General features: G+C 68.6%; 19 protein-coding genes. 7 read left to right on the top strand and 12 right to left on the bottom strand.

Going from position 1 to position 15,842, the window contains the following annotated elements; genetic code table 11:
- Positions 1-6: 6 nt before the first annotated feature.
- Genes Q0C38_RS12635 through Q0C38_RS12605 form a run of 8 tightly spaced genes read right to left on the bottom strand, consistent with a single transcriptional unit; the run spans position 7 to position 7,240 of the window.
- Entirely contained in the window at positions 7-1,194 is a 1,188-nt protein-coding gene (locus tag Q0C38_RS12635) for an ABC transporter substrate-binding protein (RefSeq protein ID WP_291297458.1), read from the bottom strand.
- 35 nt (positions 1,195-1,229) lie between these two features.
- Positions 1,230-1,868 (bottom strand): nitrile hydratase subunit alpha, encoded by a 639-nt coding sequence (gene nthA, locus Q0C38_RS12630; RefSeq protein WP_291297457.1) that lies wholly within the window; start codon positions 1,866-1,868, stop codon positions 1,230-1,232.
- Entirely contained in the window at positions 1,858-2,166 is a 309-nt protein-coding gene (locus tag Q0C38_RS23275) for an SH3-like domain-containing protein (protein WP_366937263.1), read from the bottom strand. The genes nthA and Q0C38_RS23275 overlap by 11 nt, the downstream gene beginning before the upstream one ends.
- Positions 2,166-2,492, bottom strand: coding sequence for a nitrile hydratase (locus Q0C38_RS23270; RefSeq protein WP_366937262.1), 327 nt, complete (start codon positions 2,490-2,492; stop codon positions 2,166-2,168). The genes Q0C38_RS23275 and Q0C38_RS23270 overlap by 1 nt, the downstream gene beginning before the upstream one ends.
- 9 nt (positions 2,493-2,501) lie before the next feature.
- Positions 2,502-4,019 carry an amidase gene (locus Q0C38_RS12620; RefSeq protein WP_291297456.1) on the bottom strand — a complete coding sequence of 506 codons (1,518 nt, stop codon included), beginning with the start codon at positions 4,017-4,019 and terminating at the stop codon, positions 2,502-2,504.
- Between the two features lie 11 nt (positions 4,020-4,030).
- On the bottom strand, positions 4,031-5,632 hold the full coding sequence (gene ggt, locus Q0C38_RS12615; protein WP_291297455.1) for a gamma-glutamyltransferase: 1,602 nt from the start codon (positions 5,630-5,632) through the stop codon (positions 4,031-4,033).
- A gap of 21 nt (positions 5,633-5,653) precedes the next feature.
- Positions 5,654-6,439 carry an SDR family NAD(P)-dependent oxidoreductase gene (locus Q0C38_RS12610; protein ID WP_291297454.1) on the bottom strand — a complete coding sequence of 262 codons (786 nt, stop codon included), beginning with the start codon at positions 6,437-6,439 and terminating at the stop codon, positions 5,654-5,656.
- A gap of 42 nt (positions 6,440-6,481) precedes the next feature.
- Positions 6,482-7,240 carry an SDR family NAD(P)-dependent oxidoreductase gene (locus Q0C38_RS12605; RefSeq protein WP_291297453.1) on the bottom strand — a complete coding sequence of 253 codons (759 nt, stop codon included), beginning with the start codon at positions 7,238-7,240 and terminating at the stop codon, positions 6,482-6,484.
- 128 nt (positions 7,241-7,368) lie between these two features.
- On the opposite strand from Q0C38_RS12605, the gene Q0C38_RS12600 reads away from it, so the two are divergent.
- The 6 genes from Q0C38_RS12600 to Q0C38_RS12575 all read left to right on the top strand — a co-directional run bounded on the left by Q0C38_RS12600 (position 7,369) and on the right by Q0C38_RS12575 (position 11,796).
- The gene (locus Q0C38_RS12600; RefSeq protein WP_291297452.1) at positions 7,369-7,722 is read left to right on the top strand and encodes a tRNA-binding protein; all 354 of its coding nucleotides are present in this window, start codon (positions 7,369-7,371) and stop codon (positions 7,720-7,722) included.
- A 154-nt stretch (positions 7,723-7,876) separates the two neighbouring features.
- The gene (gene phnD, locus Q0C38_RS12595; protein WP_291297451.1) at positions 7,877-8,857 is read left to right on the top strand and encodes a phosphate/phosphite/phosphonate ABC transporter substrate-binding protein; all 981 of its coding nucleotides are present in this window, start codon (positions 7,877-7,879) and stop codon (positions 8,855-8,857) included.
- Positions 8,858-8,895: 38 nt separating this feature from the next.
- On the top strand, positions 8,896-9,690 hold the full coding sequence (phnC, locus tag Q0C38_RS12590) for a phosphonate ABC transporter ATP-binding protein (protein ID WP_291297450.1): 795 nt from the start codon (positions 8,896-8,898) through the stop codon (positions 9,688-9,690).
- 2 nt (positions 9,691-9,692) lie between these two features.
- Complete coding sequence (gene phnE / locus Q0C38_RS12585) at positions 9,693-10,511, top strand: phosphonate ABC transporter, permease protein PhnE (protein WP_291297449.1); 819 nt, start codon at positions 9,693-9,695, stop codon at positions 10,509-10,511.
- A 16-nt stretch (positions 10,512-10,527) separates the two neighbouring features.
- A complete protein-coding gene (gene phnE / locus Q0C38_RS12580) occupies positions 10,528-11,346 on the top strand; it encodes a phosphonate ABC transporter, permease protein PhnE (RefSeq protein ID WP_291297448.1) in 819 nt (272 codons plus the stop codon).
- A gap of 159 nt (positions 11,347-11,505) precedes the next feature.
- The gene (locus tag Q0C38_RS12575; protein ID WP_291297447.1) at positions 11,506-11,796 is read left to right on the top strand and encodes a DUF1330 domain-containing protein; all 291 of its coding nucleotides are present in this window, start codon (positions 11,506-11,508) and stop codon (positions 11,794-11,796) included.
- A gap of 73 nt (positions 11,797-11,869) precedes the next feature.
- On the opposite strand, the gene Q0C38_RS12570 is transcribed toward Q0C38_RS12575, so the two are convergent.
- From Q0C38_RS12570 to Q0C38_RS12555, 4 genes are read right to left on the bottom strand one after another with little or no spacing between them, the layout of a single operon-like run.
- A complete protein-coding gene (locus Q0C38_RS12570; RefSeq protein ID WP_291297446.1) occupies positions 11,870-12,589 on the bottom strand; it encodes a haloacid dehalogenase type II in 720 nt (239 codons plus the stop codon).
- Positions 12,586-13,389: an ABC transporter ATP-binding protein gene (locus Q0C38_RS12565; protein ID WP_291297445.1), complete on the bottom strand. Its 804-nt coding sequence runs from the start codon at positions 13,387-13,389 to the stop codon at positions 12,586-12,588. Before Q0C38_RS12565 ends, Q0C38_RS12570 begins: the two co-directional genes overlap by 4 nt.
- Positions 13,389-14,195: an ABC transporter permease gene (locus Q0C38_RS12560; protein WP_291297444.1), complete on the bottom strand. Its 807-nt coding sequence runs from the start codon at positions 14,193-14,195 to the stop codon at positions 13,389-13,391. The genes Q0C38_RS12565 and Q0C38_RS12560 overlap by 1 nt, the downstream gene beginning before the upstream one ends.
- 13 nt (positions 14,196-14,208) lie before the next feature.
- Positions 14,209-15,198: an ABC transporter substrate-binding protein gene (locus Q0C38_RS12555; protein WP_291297443.1), complete on the bottom strand. Its 990-nt coding sequence runs from the start codon at positions 15,196-15,198 to the stop codon at positions 14,209-14,211.
- 157 nt (positions 15,199-15,355) lie between these two features.
- On the opposite strand from Q0C38_RS12555, the gene gpt reads away from it, so the two are divergent.
- Complete coding sequence (gene gpt / locus Q0C38_RS12550) at positions 15,356-15,841, top strand: xanthine phosphoribosyltransferase (RefSeq protein WP_291297442.1); 486 nt, start codon at positions 15,356-15,358, stop codon at positions 15,839-15,841.
- Position 15,842 lies beyond the last annotated feature (1 nt).

The following is a 15,842-nucleotide window of genomic DNA, read 5'->3' as shown; positions in this document are numbered from 1 at the left end:
GGGGGGTCAGGCCGGCAGCTTGCACTGCGCGGCGTAGGCGTCCTGGTGCGCCTCGAAGGCGGTGGCGATGGTGCGGTTCACCACGCGGCCCTGCGCGTCCTTCACCACCTCGCGCATGTAGATGTTCTGGATCGGGTGGTTGTTGTTGCCGAACTTGAACGATCCGCGGACGGACTGGAAATCCGCCTTCTTCACCGCCGCCGCAAAGGCGGCACGGTCGCCCACCCGCCCGCGTGTTGCCGCGATCGCCGAGCCGATCAGCAGCGCGACATCGTAGCCCTGGCTGGCATAGAGGCTCGGCAGGCGCTTGTACTCGGCCTCGAACGTGTCGACGAACTGGCGGTTCGCCGGCAGCGGCAGGTCGAGCGCCCACTGCGAGGAGTTGAAGCAGCCGAGCGCATCGTCGCCCACCGCCGGCAGAACGTCCTGGTCGAAGGAGAAGCCTGGGCCGAACAGCGGCGTGCGCGCGCGAAGTCCCGCGGCGGCGTACTGCTTGATGAAGTTGATGCCGAGCCCGCCCGGCAGGAAGATGTAGACGGCATCGGGTGCTGCCGCGCGAACGGCTGCAAGCTCGGCGGCGTAGTCGAGCTGGTCGAGGCGCGTGTAGGTCTCGCTTACCACCTCGCCCTTGAAGAAGCGCTTGAAGCCGGTGAGCGCGTCGCGGCCCGCCGGGTAGTTCGGCGCGATGAGGAAGGCGCGGCGGAGGCCCTTCTGCGTCACGTACTGCCCGACGGCCTCGTGGAGATTGTCGTTCTGCCAGGCGGCGTTGAAGTAGTTGGCGTTGCAGCCTTCGCCGGCGAGCTGGCTCGGCCCCGCATTGGCGCTGATATAGGTCGCGGCCGGCAGGATCACGGGCGCGGCGGCGAGCATGACGTTCGAGAACACGATCCCGGTCAGAACCTGGATGCGCTCACGCCGCACCATCCGCTCGGCGATCGCGCGGCCGTTTTCGGGCCGCAGCGCATCGTCAGCCACCACGACCTCGACGGGCACGCCGCCGAGGCGTCCGCCGGCGTTCTTCACCACGAGGTTGAACCCGTCGCGGATGTCGTTGCCGAGCGCGGCACCGGGGCCCGACAGCGTGGTGATCATGCCCACCTTGAGCGGGCCGGACTGGGCGATCGCGGGCGCGGCGAGGCCAAGAACGGGAAGTGCTGCGGCGGTGCCGAGCAGGCGCCGCCTCGAGGTCGTCATGCGAGCAATGGTCATGATGTGGTCCCCCAGGCAGATTATGCAGACGGAATGGCCGTGCCGATCATCGCATCGCGCGTCACGATCGCGGCGAGCTTCTCCTCGCTCCATCCCTCCGTTCCGGCAGGGCGCGCGGGCAGCACGAGGTAGCGCAGGTCGGCGGTGCTGTCATGCACCCGCACCTCGATCTCCTCCGGCACGGCCACGCCGAACTCGGCGAGGACGGCGCGCGGCTCGATCACGGCGCGGGAGCGGTATTCATAGGATTTGTACCAGTCGGGCGGGATGCCGAGCAGCATTTTCGGGTAGCAGGAGCAGAGGGTGCAGACGATGACGTTGTGCACCGACGCGGTATTCTCGACCACGTGCAGGTGAGTGCCCTGCAGGTCGACGCCAAGCTCGGAGCAGGCAGCGACGGGCGTGGCGATCAGGCGATCATGGAACGCAGGATCAGCCCAGGCGCGGGCGACGACGGCAGCGCCCATCGATGGCTGGATGCCGTCCATCCTGTCGATCTGCCGTGCCACCTCGCCGGGCGCAAGGATGCCGGCTTCCTCGAGCAGGAGCCTCAGCGCCCGTGCGGCGATCGCCTGGTCGGACGAGAACGACGGATCGTCCGGCGGCGGCGCGTGATCATGGTCATGCCCATGGTCATGGTCGTGCCCATCATGCGGCATGGATCGGCTCCAGCCAGTGCTCGTAGATCTCGACTTCGAGTGTGTCCTTCGCCGGCCCCTCGTAGCCCTGCCACAGCTGCGCCTGGGGAAAGCGCACGCGGTAGAGAACCTGCATCGGCAACCCGTCACCCCCAGTCGCCAGGCCCTCGGGGTTGCGGAACGGGCCCATCACTTCGGCCACCATCCCGTCCTGCCCGCGCACGTAGTGCGGCGTGCGGATATGCGCCCGGCCGACCGAGATGGCAGGCCGCGCGGCGACCACGCGCACGCGGTCACCGGGGCGGAAACGCGCGCCCATCAGCGTTGCCCCTTCAGCGCAGCGACCTTCGCCGCAAAGGCACCGGGCGCGATGATGCCCTTCAGCTCCATCGTGTGCACGACCGACCGCGTCCACCGCTCGTAATAGGAGAGGCGCGCGTAGTCCTCGCCCGACAGCTTTTCGATGCCGAGGCGAAGCTCATCGGCCGTCTGCAGCCCCTTGCGGCCGAGGAGGGTGCGGATCGCGTCCACCTCCTTCTCCCACGGCGCCAGCACATGTTCGGCGCGCGGCACGGGGCCTGACCAGCGATGGTCAGGATCGCCACCCATGTCATGCATGCCGCGTCGTTCAGGGTTCTCGCTCATGGCCTGACCTTAAGCCGCCTTGCCGACATGGGCGAGCATATCCGCACCAGGCAGGGTGTGGATTGAGGGCGCGCGGGCAAGCGTCTCGAGGTCGGGCAGCGGCCGGGCACAGGCCTCAATGCCTGCGAGCGCACGCTCGATCGCCGCGGCGGCCGCGAGCAGGAACGCATCCCCCCCACGCGGCCCGACGATCTGGATGCCGAAGGGAAGCCCGCGCGAATCGACGCCGCACGGAAGCACGATCGCCGGGTGGGTGGAAAGCGTCACGCCATAGGGCAGCGCCAGCCAGGAGTAGTAGGTGGCGAGCGTCTTACCGTCGATCTCCCGGGGGGCGAGCTCGGTCCACAGCGTCGGCTGCACCGTCATGGCCGGCGAGATGATGAGGTCGACATCACGGAAGAAGGCGCCCATCCGGCGATAGATGCCGGTGTGCAGCGTATGCGCCTCGGCCATGTCGGCGAGGCTGTAGCCGAGCCCCTCCTCCACGTTCGCGATCACGTTCGGCCCCAGCATGTGCGGGGCCGAGCGATAGACGGGCAGGTGCTTGGCCAGGAACGCCTCGGCGCGCAGCACGCCGAAGGCACGATCAGCACCCGCCATGTCGGGGCTGCCCTCGCCGGCCGAGGCGAAGATGCCCTTGAACTGGGCGATGCGGTCGGCGAACAGCGCGCGCACCGCGTTCGAGGTCGGCGCGAAGCCGAAATCGGGCGTGTAGGCAACGCGCAGCGTGCCGGGGTCGAGCTCGGCCAGCGGGTGGAACTCCTCCTCGCTCACCATCTTCCGCCCGAACACCGCGCGCGACAGCGGATCACGCGGATCGTCCGACGCCATCGCCGCGAGCATCATCGCAAGGTCGGGCACGTTGCGCGCCATCGGGCCCAGCATCGACGAGGGGTACCAGCCGAGGCCCCGCTTCTCCGACGGCACGAGCCCTGGCGAGGGCCGGAAGCCGACGATGCCGCAATAGGCAGCGGGGTTCCGCAACGATCCGCCAAGGTCGGAGCCGGAGGCCATCGGCACCATGCCGGTTGCCAGCGCGACGGCCGAGCCGCCCGAGGAGCCCGCGCAGGAGCGGGCCGGGTCGAACGGGTTGCCGGTCGGGCCGAAGACGGGGTTGATCGTGTTCGCACCCGCGCCGAATTCGGGCGTGTTGGTCTTGCCGAGGATCACCGCGCCGGCGGCGCGCAGGTTGGCCACCATGCCGCAATCGGCATCCGGCACGAAATCGGCGTATTGCGGGCTGCCATAGGTGGTGCGCAGCCCCTTGGTCTCCTCAAGGTCCTTGATGCCGACCGGGAGACCGTGCAGCAGCTCCAGCTTGTCCCCTTTCAGCACCGCCGCCTCGGCCGCCTTCGCGGCCGCGCGCGCGAGCGGCTCGTCGACCGACACCATCGCGTTGACGGCAGGATCGACGCGCTCGATCCGGCGCAGATGCGCATCGAGCAGATCGACCGGGCTGATCGCCTTCCGCCCGATCAGGCGCCGCTGCTCGATCGCGGTGAGGTCGCAGAGTGCCGTGTCGGTCATCCCGTATCTCCTCAAAAGCCCATCGCGCAGCCATCCTTGCGCGGGTCGGAGGCACCGCAGAGCGCGCCCGCCTTGTGATCGATCCAGATGGCCTGGCCGCCGCCATGCGGCTTGTCGAGCAGCTTCGGCGTGTGGCCCATCCGGGCCAGCACATCGACGGTGGCCGAGGGGATGCCACGCTCGACCTGCACCTCGCCCGCCCAGGGGAAGAGGCGCGGCGCGTCGAGCGCCTCCTGGATGTCCATGCCGTAGTCGAACACGTTGGCGAGGAGCGAGGTCTGCCCCATCGGCTGGTAATGCCCGCCCATCACGCCGAAGGGCATCACCGCGCGGCCATCCTTCATCAGCATGCCCGGAATGATCGTGTGCATCGGCCGCTTGTTCGGCGCGATGCAGTTCGGGTGCCCGCGCTCGACCCGGAAGCCGAAGCCGCGGTTGTGCAGCATCACGCCGGAGCCGGGGGCAAGGATGCCCGAACCGAAGCTCTGGAACAGCGAGTTGATGAACGAGCACGCATTGCCCTCGCCATCGACGACGCAGAGATACACCGTGTCGGCGTGCGCGGGCAGGATCTCGGCCATGCCGGCCGGCGGCAGCTCGCGCAGCGCCTTCCCTGGGTCGATCGCAGCCCGCAGCGCCGCGAGATAGCCGGGCGCTGTCAGTCGTGCGACGGGAACCTCGATCTGCGCCGGGTCGGCGAGGAAGGCGTCACGGTCACGATACACAAGGCGTGCCGCCTCGATCGCCCTGTGCCAGCGCTCCGGCGACATCGCCCCGGCCTCGGCCGGATCGAAGCCTTCGAGAATGCCGGCGAGCATGAGCACGAGCAGGCCCGAGCCGTTTGGCGGGCACTGCACGATCTCGTGGTCCTTCCACCTGCTGCTGATCGGCGTGACGAACTCGGCCGACGCGTTCGCAAAATCCTCCTCCGTGTGCAGCCCGCCACGGGCGCGCAGCTTCGCCACCATGTCGGCCGCCACGGCCCCCTCGTAGAAGCCCTTGGAGCCCGCGCGCGCGATGCGGCGCAGCGTCTCGGCAAGCTCCGGCTGGCGGAACACGTGGCCAGCCCTTGGCGCTGCGCCGCCCATCAGGAAGCGCTGGCGGCTGTCAGGGTCGGCGGCAAGCTTGTCAATCGCCCCCGCCCAGTCCGTCGCGACGCGGTCATGCACAGGGTGGCCATCCTCGGCGAGCCGGATCGCAGGCTGGAGCAGTTCGTCGAGCCCCTTTCGCCCATGCGCGGCGAGCAGTGCCTCCCACGCGCGCACGGCACCCGGAACGGTTACGGAATGAGCCGTATTCGGATCGAGAGCGGTGATGCCGTTGTTCTCGAACCAGTCGATCGATGCCCCGGCCGGCGCCTTGCCCGAGCCGTTCATCGCGATCACGCGGCCTGTGCCCGCCGGTGCGTAGAGGCAGAAGCAGTCACCGCCGATGCCGGTCGAGTGCGGCTCGACCACGCCGAGCACGGCGCAGGCAGCGATTGCGGCATCGAGCGCGTTGCCCCCCTGCCGCAGCACGTCGAGCGCGGTGAGTGTCGCGACGGGCATTGACGTCGCCGCCATGCCGCGCGTTCCGCGTGCTGGGCTCCGGCCGGCAGAATGGAAGTCACGCATCCGGATCGTTTCCTTGACTGGTCAGAGACAGCACATGCCGCCATCGATGAGAAGCGAGGCGCCGTTGATCAGCCCCGCCGCGGGAGAGGCAAGAAACACCGCTGCGCCCATGACATCCTCCACCTGCCCGATGCGGCCCATCGGGATGGCACGCACCGCGCGCGTCATGAACGCCTCGTCCGACAGTACGCCAGCGGTGAGCGGCGTCTCGATGAACGTCGGGCAGATGGCGTTCACGCGGATGCCCTTGGGGCCGAGCTCGGCCGCCATCGCCTTCGTCAGCCCCTCGAGCGCGTGCTTGGTGGCGGTGTAGATCGCGCGGTTGATGCCCGCGACATGGCCGTTGACGGAGGAGAGGTTCACGATCGCACCCCCCTTCCCTGCCGCCACCATCCCCTGCGCCACGGCCTGGGCCACCGTGACGGCGGCGGTGATGTTGAGGTCGATCAGCGCATCGACCGAGGCATCCTTCACCTCAAGGAACGGTTCGCGGATGTTCGTTCCCGCATTGTTCAGCAGGATGTCGAACGGGCCCATTGCGGCCACGAGGGCGCGCACGGCGGCACGATCCGTCACGTCGAGCGTATGCGCCGATGCCTTCAGCCCCTTGGCGGCGAGGCCGGCGACGGTCGCGTCCATCTCGGGGCGCGAGCGGGCGGCGAGCACCACCTCGGCTCCGGCCTCGGCGAAGGCGATGGCGATGGCCCGGCCGAGGCCCCTGCTCGCCCCCGTCACGAGGGCGCGCTGGCCATCGAGCCGGAAGCTTGGCGTCGTCGGAAACCGCGTCTCTGAGCCTGCAACGGCCATCCCGTTTCCCCCTTCTGTCACAGCTTTCTCGATGCCACGCTCCTACTGCGCGGTCCAGCCGCCATCGACCAGGAGGTGGGTGCCGGTGACCATGCCGGCCGCGGGCGAGCAGAGGAACACCACCGTCTGCGCGATCTCCTCCACCGTTGCCGGCCTTCCCATCGGGATGCGCCGGATCACACTCTGCCTTGCGGCATCGTCGGCGAAGGCGGCGGCGGTGAGTGCCGTCTCGACGAAGGTCGGGCCCACTGTAACCACGCGGATGCCATGGGGGGCGAGCTCGACCGCCATCGCCTTGGTCATGCCTTCCACCGCATGCTTGGTGCCGCAATAGACCGCCCGGTTCGGCCCGCCCACCACCCCCATCTGCGAGGAGGTGTTGACGATCACGCCAGGCCTGCCGGCATCGGCCATGCCCTTCGCCACCGCCTGCGCGACGAAGAAGGCCGCGCGCACGTTGATGCCGTAGACCTCGTCATAGGTCGCCTCGTCGACGGCCAGGAAGGGCTGCGGCCGGTTGATGCCGGCATTGTTGAACAGCGCATCGAACGGCCCGGCGGCAGCGATCGCGGCACGCACCGACGCCGTATCGGTCACGTCCAGCACCAGCGCCTCTGCCGACCCGCCGGCGGCGGCGATGCCGGCGACCGCTTCGTCAAGCTCATCCTTCGCCCGGGCGGCCAGCACCACGTGGGCGCCGGCCTCCGCCATCGCCTCTGCCGCCGCACGCCCGATGCCGCGGCTCGCGCCGGTGACGAGGGCGCGCATGCCATCGAGCCGGAAGCCTGGAAACCGTGCCATCATGCCACTCCCTTGCCGGGGCCACTGCGCCCCGGCAGGCGCGCGACGTCAAGCCATGGGCAACGTCAAGCCATGACAGCACGGGGGCGGCCGCGCATCATCGCCCCGCGCATGGGAGGGCGCCCCCGATGGAGAACGAGCCACAGCCACAGATTGCATGGGATGATTTCGCCCGCGTCGAGATCCGCGTCGGCACGGTGGTCGACGCGCAACCGTTCGCCGATGCGCGGAAGCCCTCGATCAAGCTCTGGGTCGATTTCGGGCCCGGCATCGGCACGCGGCAGACCTCGGCGCAGTTGACGGTGCACTACAAGCCCGATGCGCTGATCGGCCGCCAGGTGGCCGGCGTGCTGAACTTCCCGCTCAAGCGCATCGCCGGGTTCGAGAGCCAGTTCCTTGTGCTTGGCTTTCCCGACGAGAATGGCGGGGTCGTGCTGGTTCGGCCCGATTTCGCGGTCCCGAACGGCGGCAGGCTGTTCTGAGCACAGCCTCGGCGGCACGCACCATCCCCCCCTGGACGAAGGTGTCATGGTTCTGTCATTTGTGCGGACAACCGGGGCCACTTATGTGCGCCGCAGCAATGCCCGTGGGGAAACGGGTCGTGCTGCCAATGCCGGGAACAGGGAGACGGATAGGATGAAGACCATCGCCACGCTTGCCGCGATCGGCGTGATCGCTGGCGGCCTAGCTGCGGCACCCGCCGCGGCGCAGGAGCAGTGCCCCCGCGGCGCTCTCGACGCGCGGTTCTGCGACCGTGACGGCGACCTCGTTGCCGACGTGCCGACCGATCCGCGCCAGCTTGTCGATCCCGCGACGCTGATCTTTGCCTATACCCCGGTCGAGGACCCCGCTGTCTACCGCTCGGTGTGGCAGGGCTTCATGGATCACCTCGCGAAGGTGACGGGCAAGCGCGTGCAGTTCTTCTCGGTGCAGTCCAACGCCGCGCAGATCGAGGCGATGCGGGCAGGGCGCCTGCACATCGCGGGCTTCAACACGGGCTCGAATCCGCTGGCGGTGAACTGCGCCGGGTTCGTTCCGTTCGCGATGATGGCCTCGCGGCAGAACGAGTTCGGCTACAACATGGAGTTCATCGTCCAGGCCGACGGCCCGATCCGGCGGATGGAAGACCTCCGCGGGCGCACCGTTGCCTTCACCGCGCAGACCTCGAACTCGGGCTACAAGGCACCCTCTGCGCTGCTGCAGCAGAGCTTCGGCCTGATCGCCGACCGTGACTTCAAGCCCGCCTTCTCGGGCCGCCACGACAACTCGATCATCGGCGTCGCCAACCGCGACTACGACGCGGCGGCGATCGCCAACTCCGTGATGGCCCGCATGGTCGCGCGCAACGCGGTGGATGCGACGAAGATCCGCTCGATCTACAAGAGCGATCCGTTCCCGACCACGGGCTACGGCCACGCCCACAACCTCCGCCCCGAGCTTTCCGCGAAGGTGCGCGAGGCCTTCTTCAGCTTCGACTGGACCGGAACACCGCTGCTCGCCGAGTTCGAGAAGAGCCAGCCGCCGCAGGAGAAGTTCATGCCCATAACCTACCAGGAGCACTGGAAGGTAGTGCGCGAGATCGATTCCGCGATGAACGTTTCCTACGCCTGCCGCTAAGGAACATGGGGGCGGCGGAAACGCCGCCCCCTGGGCTCATGCTCCAGATCTCAGGCCTCACCAAGCGCTACGCCACCGGCGACCTTGCGCTGACCGACGTCTCCCTCACCGTGCCGGACGGCCAGGTGATGGCGCTGATCGGCCCCTCCGGCGCGGGGAAGTCGACGCTGATCCGCTGCGTCAACCGCCTCGTCGAGCCAACGGGCGGCAAGGTCGTGCTTAACGGCGATGACATCACCGCCCTCGGCCAGGGCGCGCTTCGCCGTGCACGGCGGCGGATGGGGATGATCTTCCAGGAATACGCGCTCGTCGAACGCCTCTCGGTGATGGAAAACGTGCTGTCCGGCCGGCTCGGCTATGTCGGGTTCTGGAGGAGCTATTTCCGCCGCTTTCCGCAGGCCGACATCACGGAAGCCTTCCGCCTGCTCGCGCGCGTCGGCCTCGACCACATGGTCGACAAGCGCGCCGATGCGCTCTCGGGCGGACAGCGGCAGCGCGTCGGCATCGTGCGCGCGCTGATGCAGAACCCCGAGCTCCTGCTCGTCGACGAGCCGACCGCGAGCCTCGACCCGAAGACGAGCCGCCAGATCATGCGGCTCGTCGTCGAGCTCTGCGGCGAGCGTGGGCTGGCCGCCATCATCAACATCCATGACGTGGCCCTGGCGCAGGCCTTCGCCCAGCGCATCGTTGGCCTCCAGGGCGGCCGCATCGTCTATGACGGCCCGCCCGACGGGCTCACCGCCGAGGTGCTGACGACGATCTACGGCGAGGAGGACTGGTCGAAGACCATGTCAAAGGTCGAGGAAGACGCCGAGACGGAACCGGCGGTCTGACCATGGAAGCCTCGATCGCTCTTTCCGGCGGTCCGATCCGCCGCTGGCGCCCGAAGCCGCTGATCGAGAACCCGTGGACGCGCTATGCCGTGTATCTCGCGGCCATCCTCTACGCGGGCATCGCGTTCGGGACACTCGACATCAACTGGGCCCGCGCGGCAGAAGGGTTCGAGCGTGGCGGGCGCTTCATCGCCGGCTTCTTCCCGCCCGATTTCGTCTCCAAGCGCGTCGAGATCACCGAGGGGCTGATCGAGAGCATCACCATGACGGTGGTCTCGACCGCCATCGGCATCGTGCTCTCGATCCCTGTCGCGCTCGGGGCAGCGCGGAACCTCGCACCGCTGCCGATCTACCTGTTCTGCCGCGCCATCATCGCGCTGAGCCGCACCTTCCAGGAGATCATCATCGCCATCGTGTTCGTGGCGATGGTGGGGTTCGGGCCACTCGCCGGCATGCTCACCCTCGCCTTCGCCACGATCGGGTTCATGGCCAAGCTGCTCGCCGAGGATATCGAGGACATCGAGGTCGCGCAGGCGGAAGCCGTGCGTGCCACCGGCGCCTCTTGGTTCCAGCTTCTCGCCTGGGGCATCCAGCCGCAGGTGCTGCCGCGGCTCATCGGGCTGTCCGCCTACCGGCTCGACATCAACTTCCGCGAGAGCGCGGTGCTCGGCCTCGTCGGGGCGGGCGGCATCGGGGATACGCTGAACAACAGCTTCGAACGCTACGAGTTCGATACGGCGGCGGCGATCATGCTGATCATCATCATCATCGTCATGGGCTGTGAATACAGCTCCTCCTGGATCCGCCGGAGAGTCCAGTAATGCCGAAGGTGCAGTAATGCCCGTCGCGGTCAGGGGCGGTGGCGAGAAGCTCTGGATGCGGCGCACCCGCGCAGGCGACATCGTCGCGTGGTTCGGCTGGCTCGTCGGTGTCGCGATCGTCGTCGCCTCATTCGAGCTGATCTCGCAGGTCACGATCTGGGCCTTCGTGTGGGATGCGCCGGCCCAGGGCGCCGACCTGATCGGGCGGATGTTCCCGCCGCGCTGGAGCTATGCGAGCCAGCTCTGGAAGCCGATGTGGGACACGATCAACATGGCGACGCTCGGCACGGGGCTTGCCGTGCTGCTGGGCGTTCCCGTTGCCTTCCTCGCCGCGCACAACACGACGCCGAGCGTGGTGTTCGTGCGCCCGACCGCGATCTTCGTCATCGTCTTCTCACGCTCGATCAACTCGCTGATCTGGGCGCTGCTGCTCGTCGTCGTGTTCGGTCCGGGAACGCTTGCCGGCATCCTCTCGATCGGGCTGCGCTCGATCGGCTTCATCGGCAAGCTGCTGTACGAGGCGATCGAGGAGATCGACACGACGCAGGTCGAGGCAATCACCGCCACGGGTGCGGGCCGCGGCCAGGTGCTCGCCTGGGGCATCGTGCCGCAGATCATGCCCGCCTTTGCCGGCATCACCGTGTTCCGGTGGGACATCAACATCCGGGAGGCGACGGTGCTGGGCCTCGTCGGCGCGGGCGGCATCGGGATGCAGCTGCAGGCGAGCATCAACGTGCTGGCCTGGCCGCAGGTGACGGTGATCTTCGCGCTGATCCTGGTGACGGTGCTGGCCAGCGAATGGCTGTCGGCCCGCGTGCGCCACGCGGTGATCTGAGGCGCCGACCCGCGGGCCATCGGGCTGCGCCCAGACACCACCAGCCGATCACGCTTGCGTCGCAACGCCTGGACGATCAGCCTGACGGCGCGCACGCCGGTCACTGGTCTTATCTCGCGTGCAGGAACGCATCGACAGCACAATGAGGAGACGGCGACGATGGCGAAGGCCTATTGGGTCGCGATGTATCGTTCGGTCAGCAACCCGGACGCGCTGGCTGCTTACGCCAAGCTCAGCGGTGCGGCCGTCACCGCCGCTGGCGGGCGCATCCTCGTGCGGGGAATGCCCGCGCACCTGTACGAGGCGGGGCTCCAGCAACGCACAGTGGTCATCGAGTTCGATAGCGTGGATCAGGCCCGGGCAGCGCATGACAGCACGGCCTATCAGGAAGCGCTGGCCGCGCTCGGTGATGGCGCCGAACGCGACATTCGCATCGTCGAAGGGGTGTGAGGGACCTTCGTAACAGCGGCGGCACGGAGGGCGGACGCGAGGTCGGACGACGGCTCGCGGCGTCGTCCGGGCGTCAGGAGCCGTGCAGGAGCGTGTCTGCGAGCGTCTCGAAGTCCGGCGCGACCACGTCCCAATCCCCCTCGGGGTGGAGGTCCTTCTCCTGCGCCGGGCCGTACTCGGTCAGGCGAGGGACGAAGGCGGTCGCGAGCCCGCGCGCCTGGGCGGCGGCGAGGTCGTTGTTGTGCGCCGCGACCAGCATCACCTCGCCCGGCTCGAGCCGGAGCATGGAAGCGGCACCGTCATAGGTGCGAGGGTCCGGCTTGTAGGCGCGGAAGCTCTCCGCCGAGAAGATGACGTCCCACGGCAACGCGGCGTGTTTCGCCATGTTCACCAGCAGAGCGACATTGCCGTTGGACAGCGTGCCGATGACGAAACGACGCTTCAGCCGCGCGAGGCCGGCGACGCTGTCGGGCCAGGGATTGAGCCTGTGCCAGGCGCGGTTCAAGTGCGCGCGCGCCGCCTCGTCGAGCCCGGCAAGGTCGAAGCGCGGCAGCAGGGCATCGAGCGCGGCGCGGTGCAGGTCATCGATCACCGTCCAGGGCAGTTCGCCGCGCGCGACGCGCTGCATCGCGGGCGCATATTCGCCGCGCCAGGCATCGGCGAGCGCGAGCCCGTCAGTCTCGACGCCGATCGTGCGTGCGGCGGCGGCGACTTCGCGCGCAACGGATGTGCGCCAGTCGACCACCGTGCCGAACACGTCGAACACGAGTGCCTTCACCGGCAGCGGCGTCATTTCCGCGCCCTCTCCTCCTCCTCGAACGCGCGGGTCGCCTTCGAGGCCTCCTCGCGGATCTGGTGGAGGATGTCGGCGCGCAGCGCGTTGAAGCGCGGGTCGGTCAGCACCTCGATGGTGCGTGGGCGCGGCAGGTCGACCACGATGCGCGAGCGGATGCGGCCAGGCCGCGCCGTCATCACATAGACCGTGTCGGCGAGGAAGATGGCCTCGTCGATGTCGTGGGTGATGAACAGCACCGTGCCACGCGCCTCGTCCCACACATGCAGCAGCAATTCCTGCATCTGCATCCGGGTCTGCGCGTCGAGCGCGCCGAAGGGCTCATCCATCAGGAACACGCGGGGCTTCAGGATCAGGCATCGGGCGATGCCGACGCGCTGCTTCATGCCGCCGGAGAGCTGGTCCGGAAGGTGGTTCTCGAACCCAGCGAGGCCGACGAGGCCGAGGAAGCGGCGGGCAAGCTCCTCCGTCTCCGGCTTCGGGCGGCCGAGCATGCGCGGCCCGAAGGTGACGTTCTCCCACACCGTCAGCCACGGAAAGAGGCTGGCTTCCTGGAACACCACCGCACGGTCGGGCCCGGGCTTCGACACGCCCTGGCCGAACACCCGCGCGCTGCCCTCCGTCAGGTCCTCGAAGCCGGCGATGACGTTCAGCAGCGTCGACTTGCCACAGCCCGAGGGGCCCAGGATGCAGGCGAACTCGCCTTCGGCGAGCGTCATGTCGATCGCGGCAAGGGCCTCGACGGCGCCTGCGCGTCCACCAAAGACCTTCCTGACGCCCTCGATGTCGACCGCTGCCATCAGCGTGCCCCGAACTGCTTCCAGTGAAGGACGCGATGGCCGGCGGCGACCAGCACGCGGTCGGAGATGAACCCCGCGAGCCCGATCGAGATCATGTCGGCGATCACCACGTCCATCCGCCCCACGTAGTAGGCATCCCAAAGCACGTAGCCGAGGCCGGATTTCACCGCGACGATCTCGGCCACGATCACCGCCGTCCAGGCGATGCCAAGGCCAAGCCGCATGCCGGTGAAGATCGACGGCAGCGCGTTGGGCAGAACGACGCGCAGCAGCAGTTGCCGCTCGGACGCGCCCATCATCCGTGCCGCGCGGATCAGGTTCTTCGGCGTGTCCCTGGCGCCCGCCGTGGTGTTGACCACGATCGGGAAGAACGCGCCGAGGCTGATCAGGAACACCGCCCCCGCATCGCGGATGCCGAACACCGCGATCGAGAACGGCAGCCAGGCGGTGATCGGGATCGGGCGGAGCGACTGGATCAGCGGGTCGACCGCCCCGGCGACGAGGCGGTTCCACCCGATCATGATGCCGATCGGCACGCCGAGGACGATCGCCGTGAGGAAGCCCATGAACACGCGCTTGGTGCTGAACAGCACCGTCTCGGCCCAGGTGCCGAGATAGGGGTTGAACCCCATGCCCCGCGCGCCGAAGGCCCAGTCCCACCACGTGGCGGCAACGAGGCTCGGCGCGGGGAGGATGCCCTGCGGCACCACGCCGGTCTGCCCGAGCACCTCCCACACCGCGACGAGGATGGCGGGGATGGCGAGCCCGAGCAGCGCCGGCGGTGCCGCGTTGGCAGCGACGGCCATCAGCGGCCAACCATCAGCGGCGGACGGACCGGATGATGCTCTCCTCGAAGAACTGGCCCATCTCGCCCGACACATCGCGCTGCAGCACGCCGAGGCGGTGGAACTCGCGCGCCTGCGCCTGGATCTGCGCCAGCGTGAGCGACTGTTCGAGCGTGAGATCATTCGCGACGTTGCGCGCCACCGCGGCATCGAGCCCGGTCCAGGCCGAGATGGCGGCGCCGAGCGCCTCCTTCGACGCCGACACCTCGTTCTGCGCCTGGAGATAGGCGAACACGAGCCGGCGCACCGCCTCGCGCTTGTTGTCGACCGCCGCGCGCGTCGCGCCCACCATGCCGAGCTCGGCGCCGACAGCCTTCGACTTCGAGTAGTCGAGAGCGGTCTGGCGGAACGCGACACCTTGCGCGATCGCCATGCTCTCGAACGGCTCCCAGCCGATGAAGAGGTCGATGTCGCCGCGCTGCATCGCCTGCACGAAGGGCTGGCCGCCGCCCTGGATATTCACGATGTTGAGCCGGCCGTAGTTGATGCCGGCTTCCGTCACGGCAGCGGCGAACTGGAACCACACGCCCGAGCCTGGTGCGATCGCCACCCGCTTGCCGTAGAGGTCCTCCCAGGTGTTCAGCGCCACGCCGTTGCGCACGATCGGGTTCTTGGGCGAAACCCCGACTCCGAACAGGCCGACGATGCCGCGCAGGTTCTGGCTCACCGCGATCGGCACGTCGGCCGGGCCGATCGAGCCGACCTCGATCGAGCCGGAGGCGAGTGCGGTGCGCACATCGGCGTAGCGGACGAAGTTCACCATCTCGACCTCCACGCCGAGCGGGCGGACGAGATCGGCAACGCGCGAGAACGGCGCGACATGCGGCACCTTCACGGCACCGACGGTGAGCTTCACCGGCGGGTTGAGGGGGGCGGGCGCGTCGATCAGCGACACTTGCGCGAAAGACGGCGTGGCGGCGAGGCAGAGCGCAAGCGCGCAGGCCACAGCGAAGCGGTTCGACATCCCGGAACTCCCCGTTTGCCCCGAAGGGCCGCCCAGTCGTTGCGCGGAACGCTAGCCGCTGTGGCGCGGCCTGTCACCCCACCGCCTCCCATGCTAAAGCGCCAGGGGGACAGGATCGGCCTTGCAGGACTGGCCGGAAAGCATCGGGAGGGGGCGCGTGAGCCCGAAATACTACACCGTCACGTGGGACCAGCTGCACCGCGATGGCAAGGCGCTGGCGTGGAAGCTGCTGCCGCGCGGGGCGTGGAACGGCATCGTCGCGATCACGCGCGGCGGCCTCATCCCGGCAGCGATCATTGCGCGCGAGCTCGATTGCCGGATCATCGAAACGGTCTCGATCATGACCTATGACGAGGAGGCCCGTGGCGAGCCGACGTTGACCAAGCCGCCCGTCGCTGCCGGCACGGGCGTTGGCTGGCTGATCGTCGATGACCTGGTAGACACGGGCACGACGGCAAAGGTCGTGCGTGCGCTGCTGCCGGACGCGCATTTCGCGACTGTCTACGCCAAGCCTGCCGGCAAGCTGCTGGTCGATGATTTCGTGACCGAAGTGAGCCAGGACACATGGATCCTGTTTCCCTGGGACACCGAGCCGCAATTCACCCCGCCGATCGCGAAAGTGGGCAACGGAGGGGCGCGCTGAG

Origin of the sequence: Elioraea sp. (genome assembly GCF_022842375.1) — a bacterium.
Taxonomy (GTDB): domain Bacteria; phylum Pseudomonadota; class Alphaproteobacteria; order Acetobacterales; family Acetobacteraceae; genus Elioraea_A.
The sequence above is the reverse complement of the archived record's forward strand: the minus strand, read 5'-3'. Positions and strand labels throughout refer to the sequence as shown.

What these genes read in the sequence shown, in the direction of transcription:
- phnD (WP_291297451.1), top strand. Translation starts at nt 7,877, where the DNA reads ATGAAGACCATCGCCACGCTTGCCGCGATCGGCGTGATCGCTGGCGGC.
- Q0C38_RS12565 (WP_291297445.1), bottom strand. Translation starts at nt 13,389, where the DNA reads ATGGCAGCGGTCGACATCGAGGGCGTCAGGAAGGTCTTTGGTGGACGC.
- Q0C38_RS12605 (WP_291297453.1), bottom strand. Translation starts at nt 7,240, where the DNA reads ATGGCACGGTTTCCAGGCTTCCGGCTCGATGGCATGCGCGCCCTCGTC.
- Q0C38_RS12560 (WP_291297444.1), bottom strand. Translation starts at nt 14,195, where the DNA reads ATGGCCGTCGCTGCCAACGCGGCACCGCCGGCGCTGCTCGGGCTCGCC.
- Q0C38_RS12570 (WP_291297446.1), bottom strand. Translation starts at nt 12,589, where the DNA reads ATGACGCCGCTGCCGGTGAAGGCACTCGTGTTCGACGTGTTCGGCACG.
- phnE (WP_291297449.1), top strand. Translation starts at nt 9,693, where the DNA reads ATGGAAGCCTCGATCGCTCTTTCCGGCGGTCCGATCCGCCGCTGGCGC.
- Q0C38_RS12620 (WP_291297456.1), bottom strand. Translation starts at nt 4,019, where the DNA reads ATGACCGACACGGCACTCTGCGACCTCACCGCGATCGAGCAGCGGCGC.
- ggt (WP_291297455.1), bottom strand. Translation starts at nt 5,632, where the DNA reads ATGCGTGACTTCCATTCTGCCGGCCGGAGCCCAGCACGCGGAACGCGC.
- Q0C38_RS23275 (WP_366937263.1), bottom strand. Translation starts at nt 2,166, where the DNA reads ATGGGCGCGCGTTTCCGCCCCGGTGACCGCGTGCGCGTGGTCGCCGCG.
- Q0C38_RS12635 (WP_291297458.1), bottom strand. Translation starts at nt 1,194, where the DNA reads ATGACGACCTCGAGGCGGCGCCTGCTCGGCACCGCCGCAGCACTTCCC.
- Q0C38_RS23270 (WP_366937262.1), bottom strand. Translation starts at nt 2,492, where the DNA reads ATGAGCGAGAACCCTGAACGACGCGGCATGCATGACATGGGTGGCGAT.
- Q0C38_RS12555 (WP_291297443.1), bottom strand. Translation starts at nt 15,198, where the DNA reads ATGTCGAACCGCTTCGCTGTGGCCTGCGCGCTTGCGCTCTGCCTCGCC.
- Q0C38_RS12600 (WP_291297452.1), top strand. Translation starts at nt 7,369, where the DNA reads ATGGAGAACGAGCCACAGCCACAGATTGCATGGGATGATTTCGCCCGC.
- Q0C38_RS12575 (WP_291297447.1), top strand. Translation starts at nt 11,506, where the DNA reads ATGGCGAAGGCCTATTGGGTCGCGATGTATCGTTCGGTCAGCAACCCG.
- Q0C38_RS12610 (WP_291297454.1), bottom strand. Translation starts at nt 6,439, where the DNA reads ATGGCCGTTGCAGGCTCAGAGACGCGGTTTCCGACGACGCCAAGCTTC.
- phnE (WP_291297448.1), top strand. Translation starts at nt 10,528, where the DNA reads ATGCCCGTCGCGGTCAGGGGCGGTGGCGAGAAGCTCTGGATGCGGCGC.
- phnC (WP_291297450.1), top strand. Translation starts at nt 8,896, where the DNA reads ATGCTCCAGATCTCAGGCCTCACCAAGCGCTACGCCACCGGCGACCTT.
- nthA (WP_291297457.1), bottom strand. Translation starts at nt 1,868, where the DNA reads ATGCCGCATGATGGGCACGACCATGACCATGGGCATGACCATGATCAC.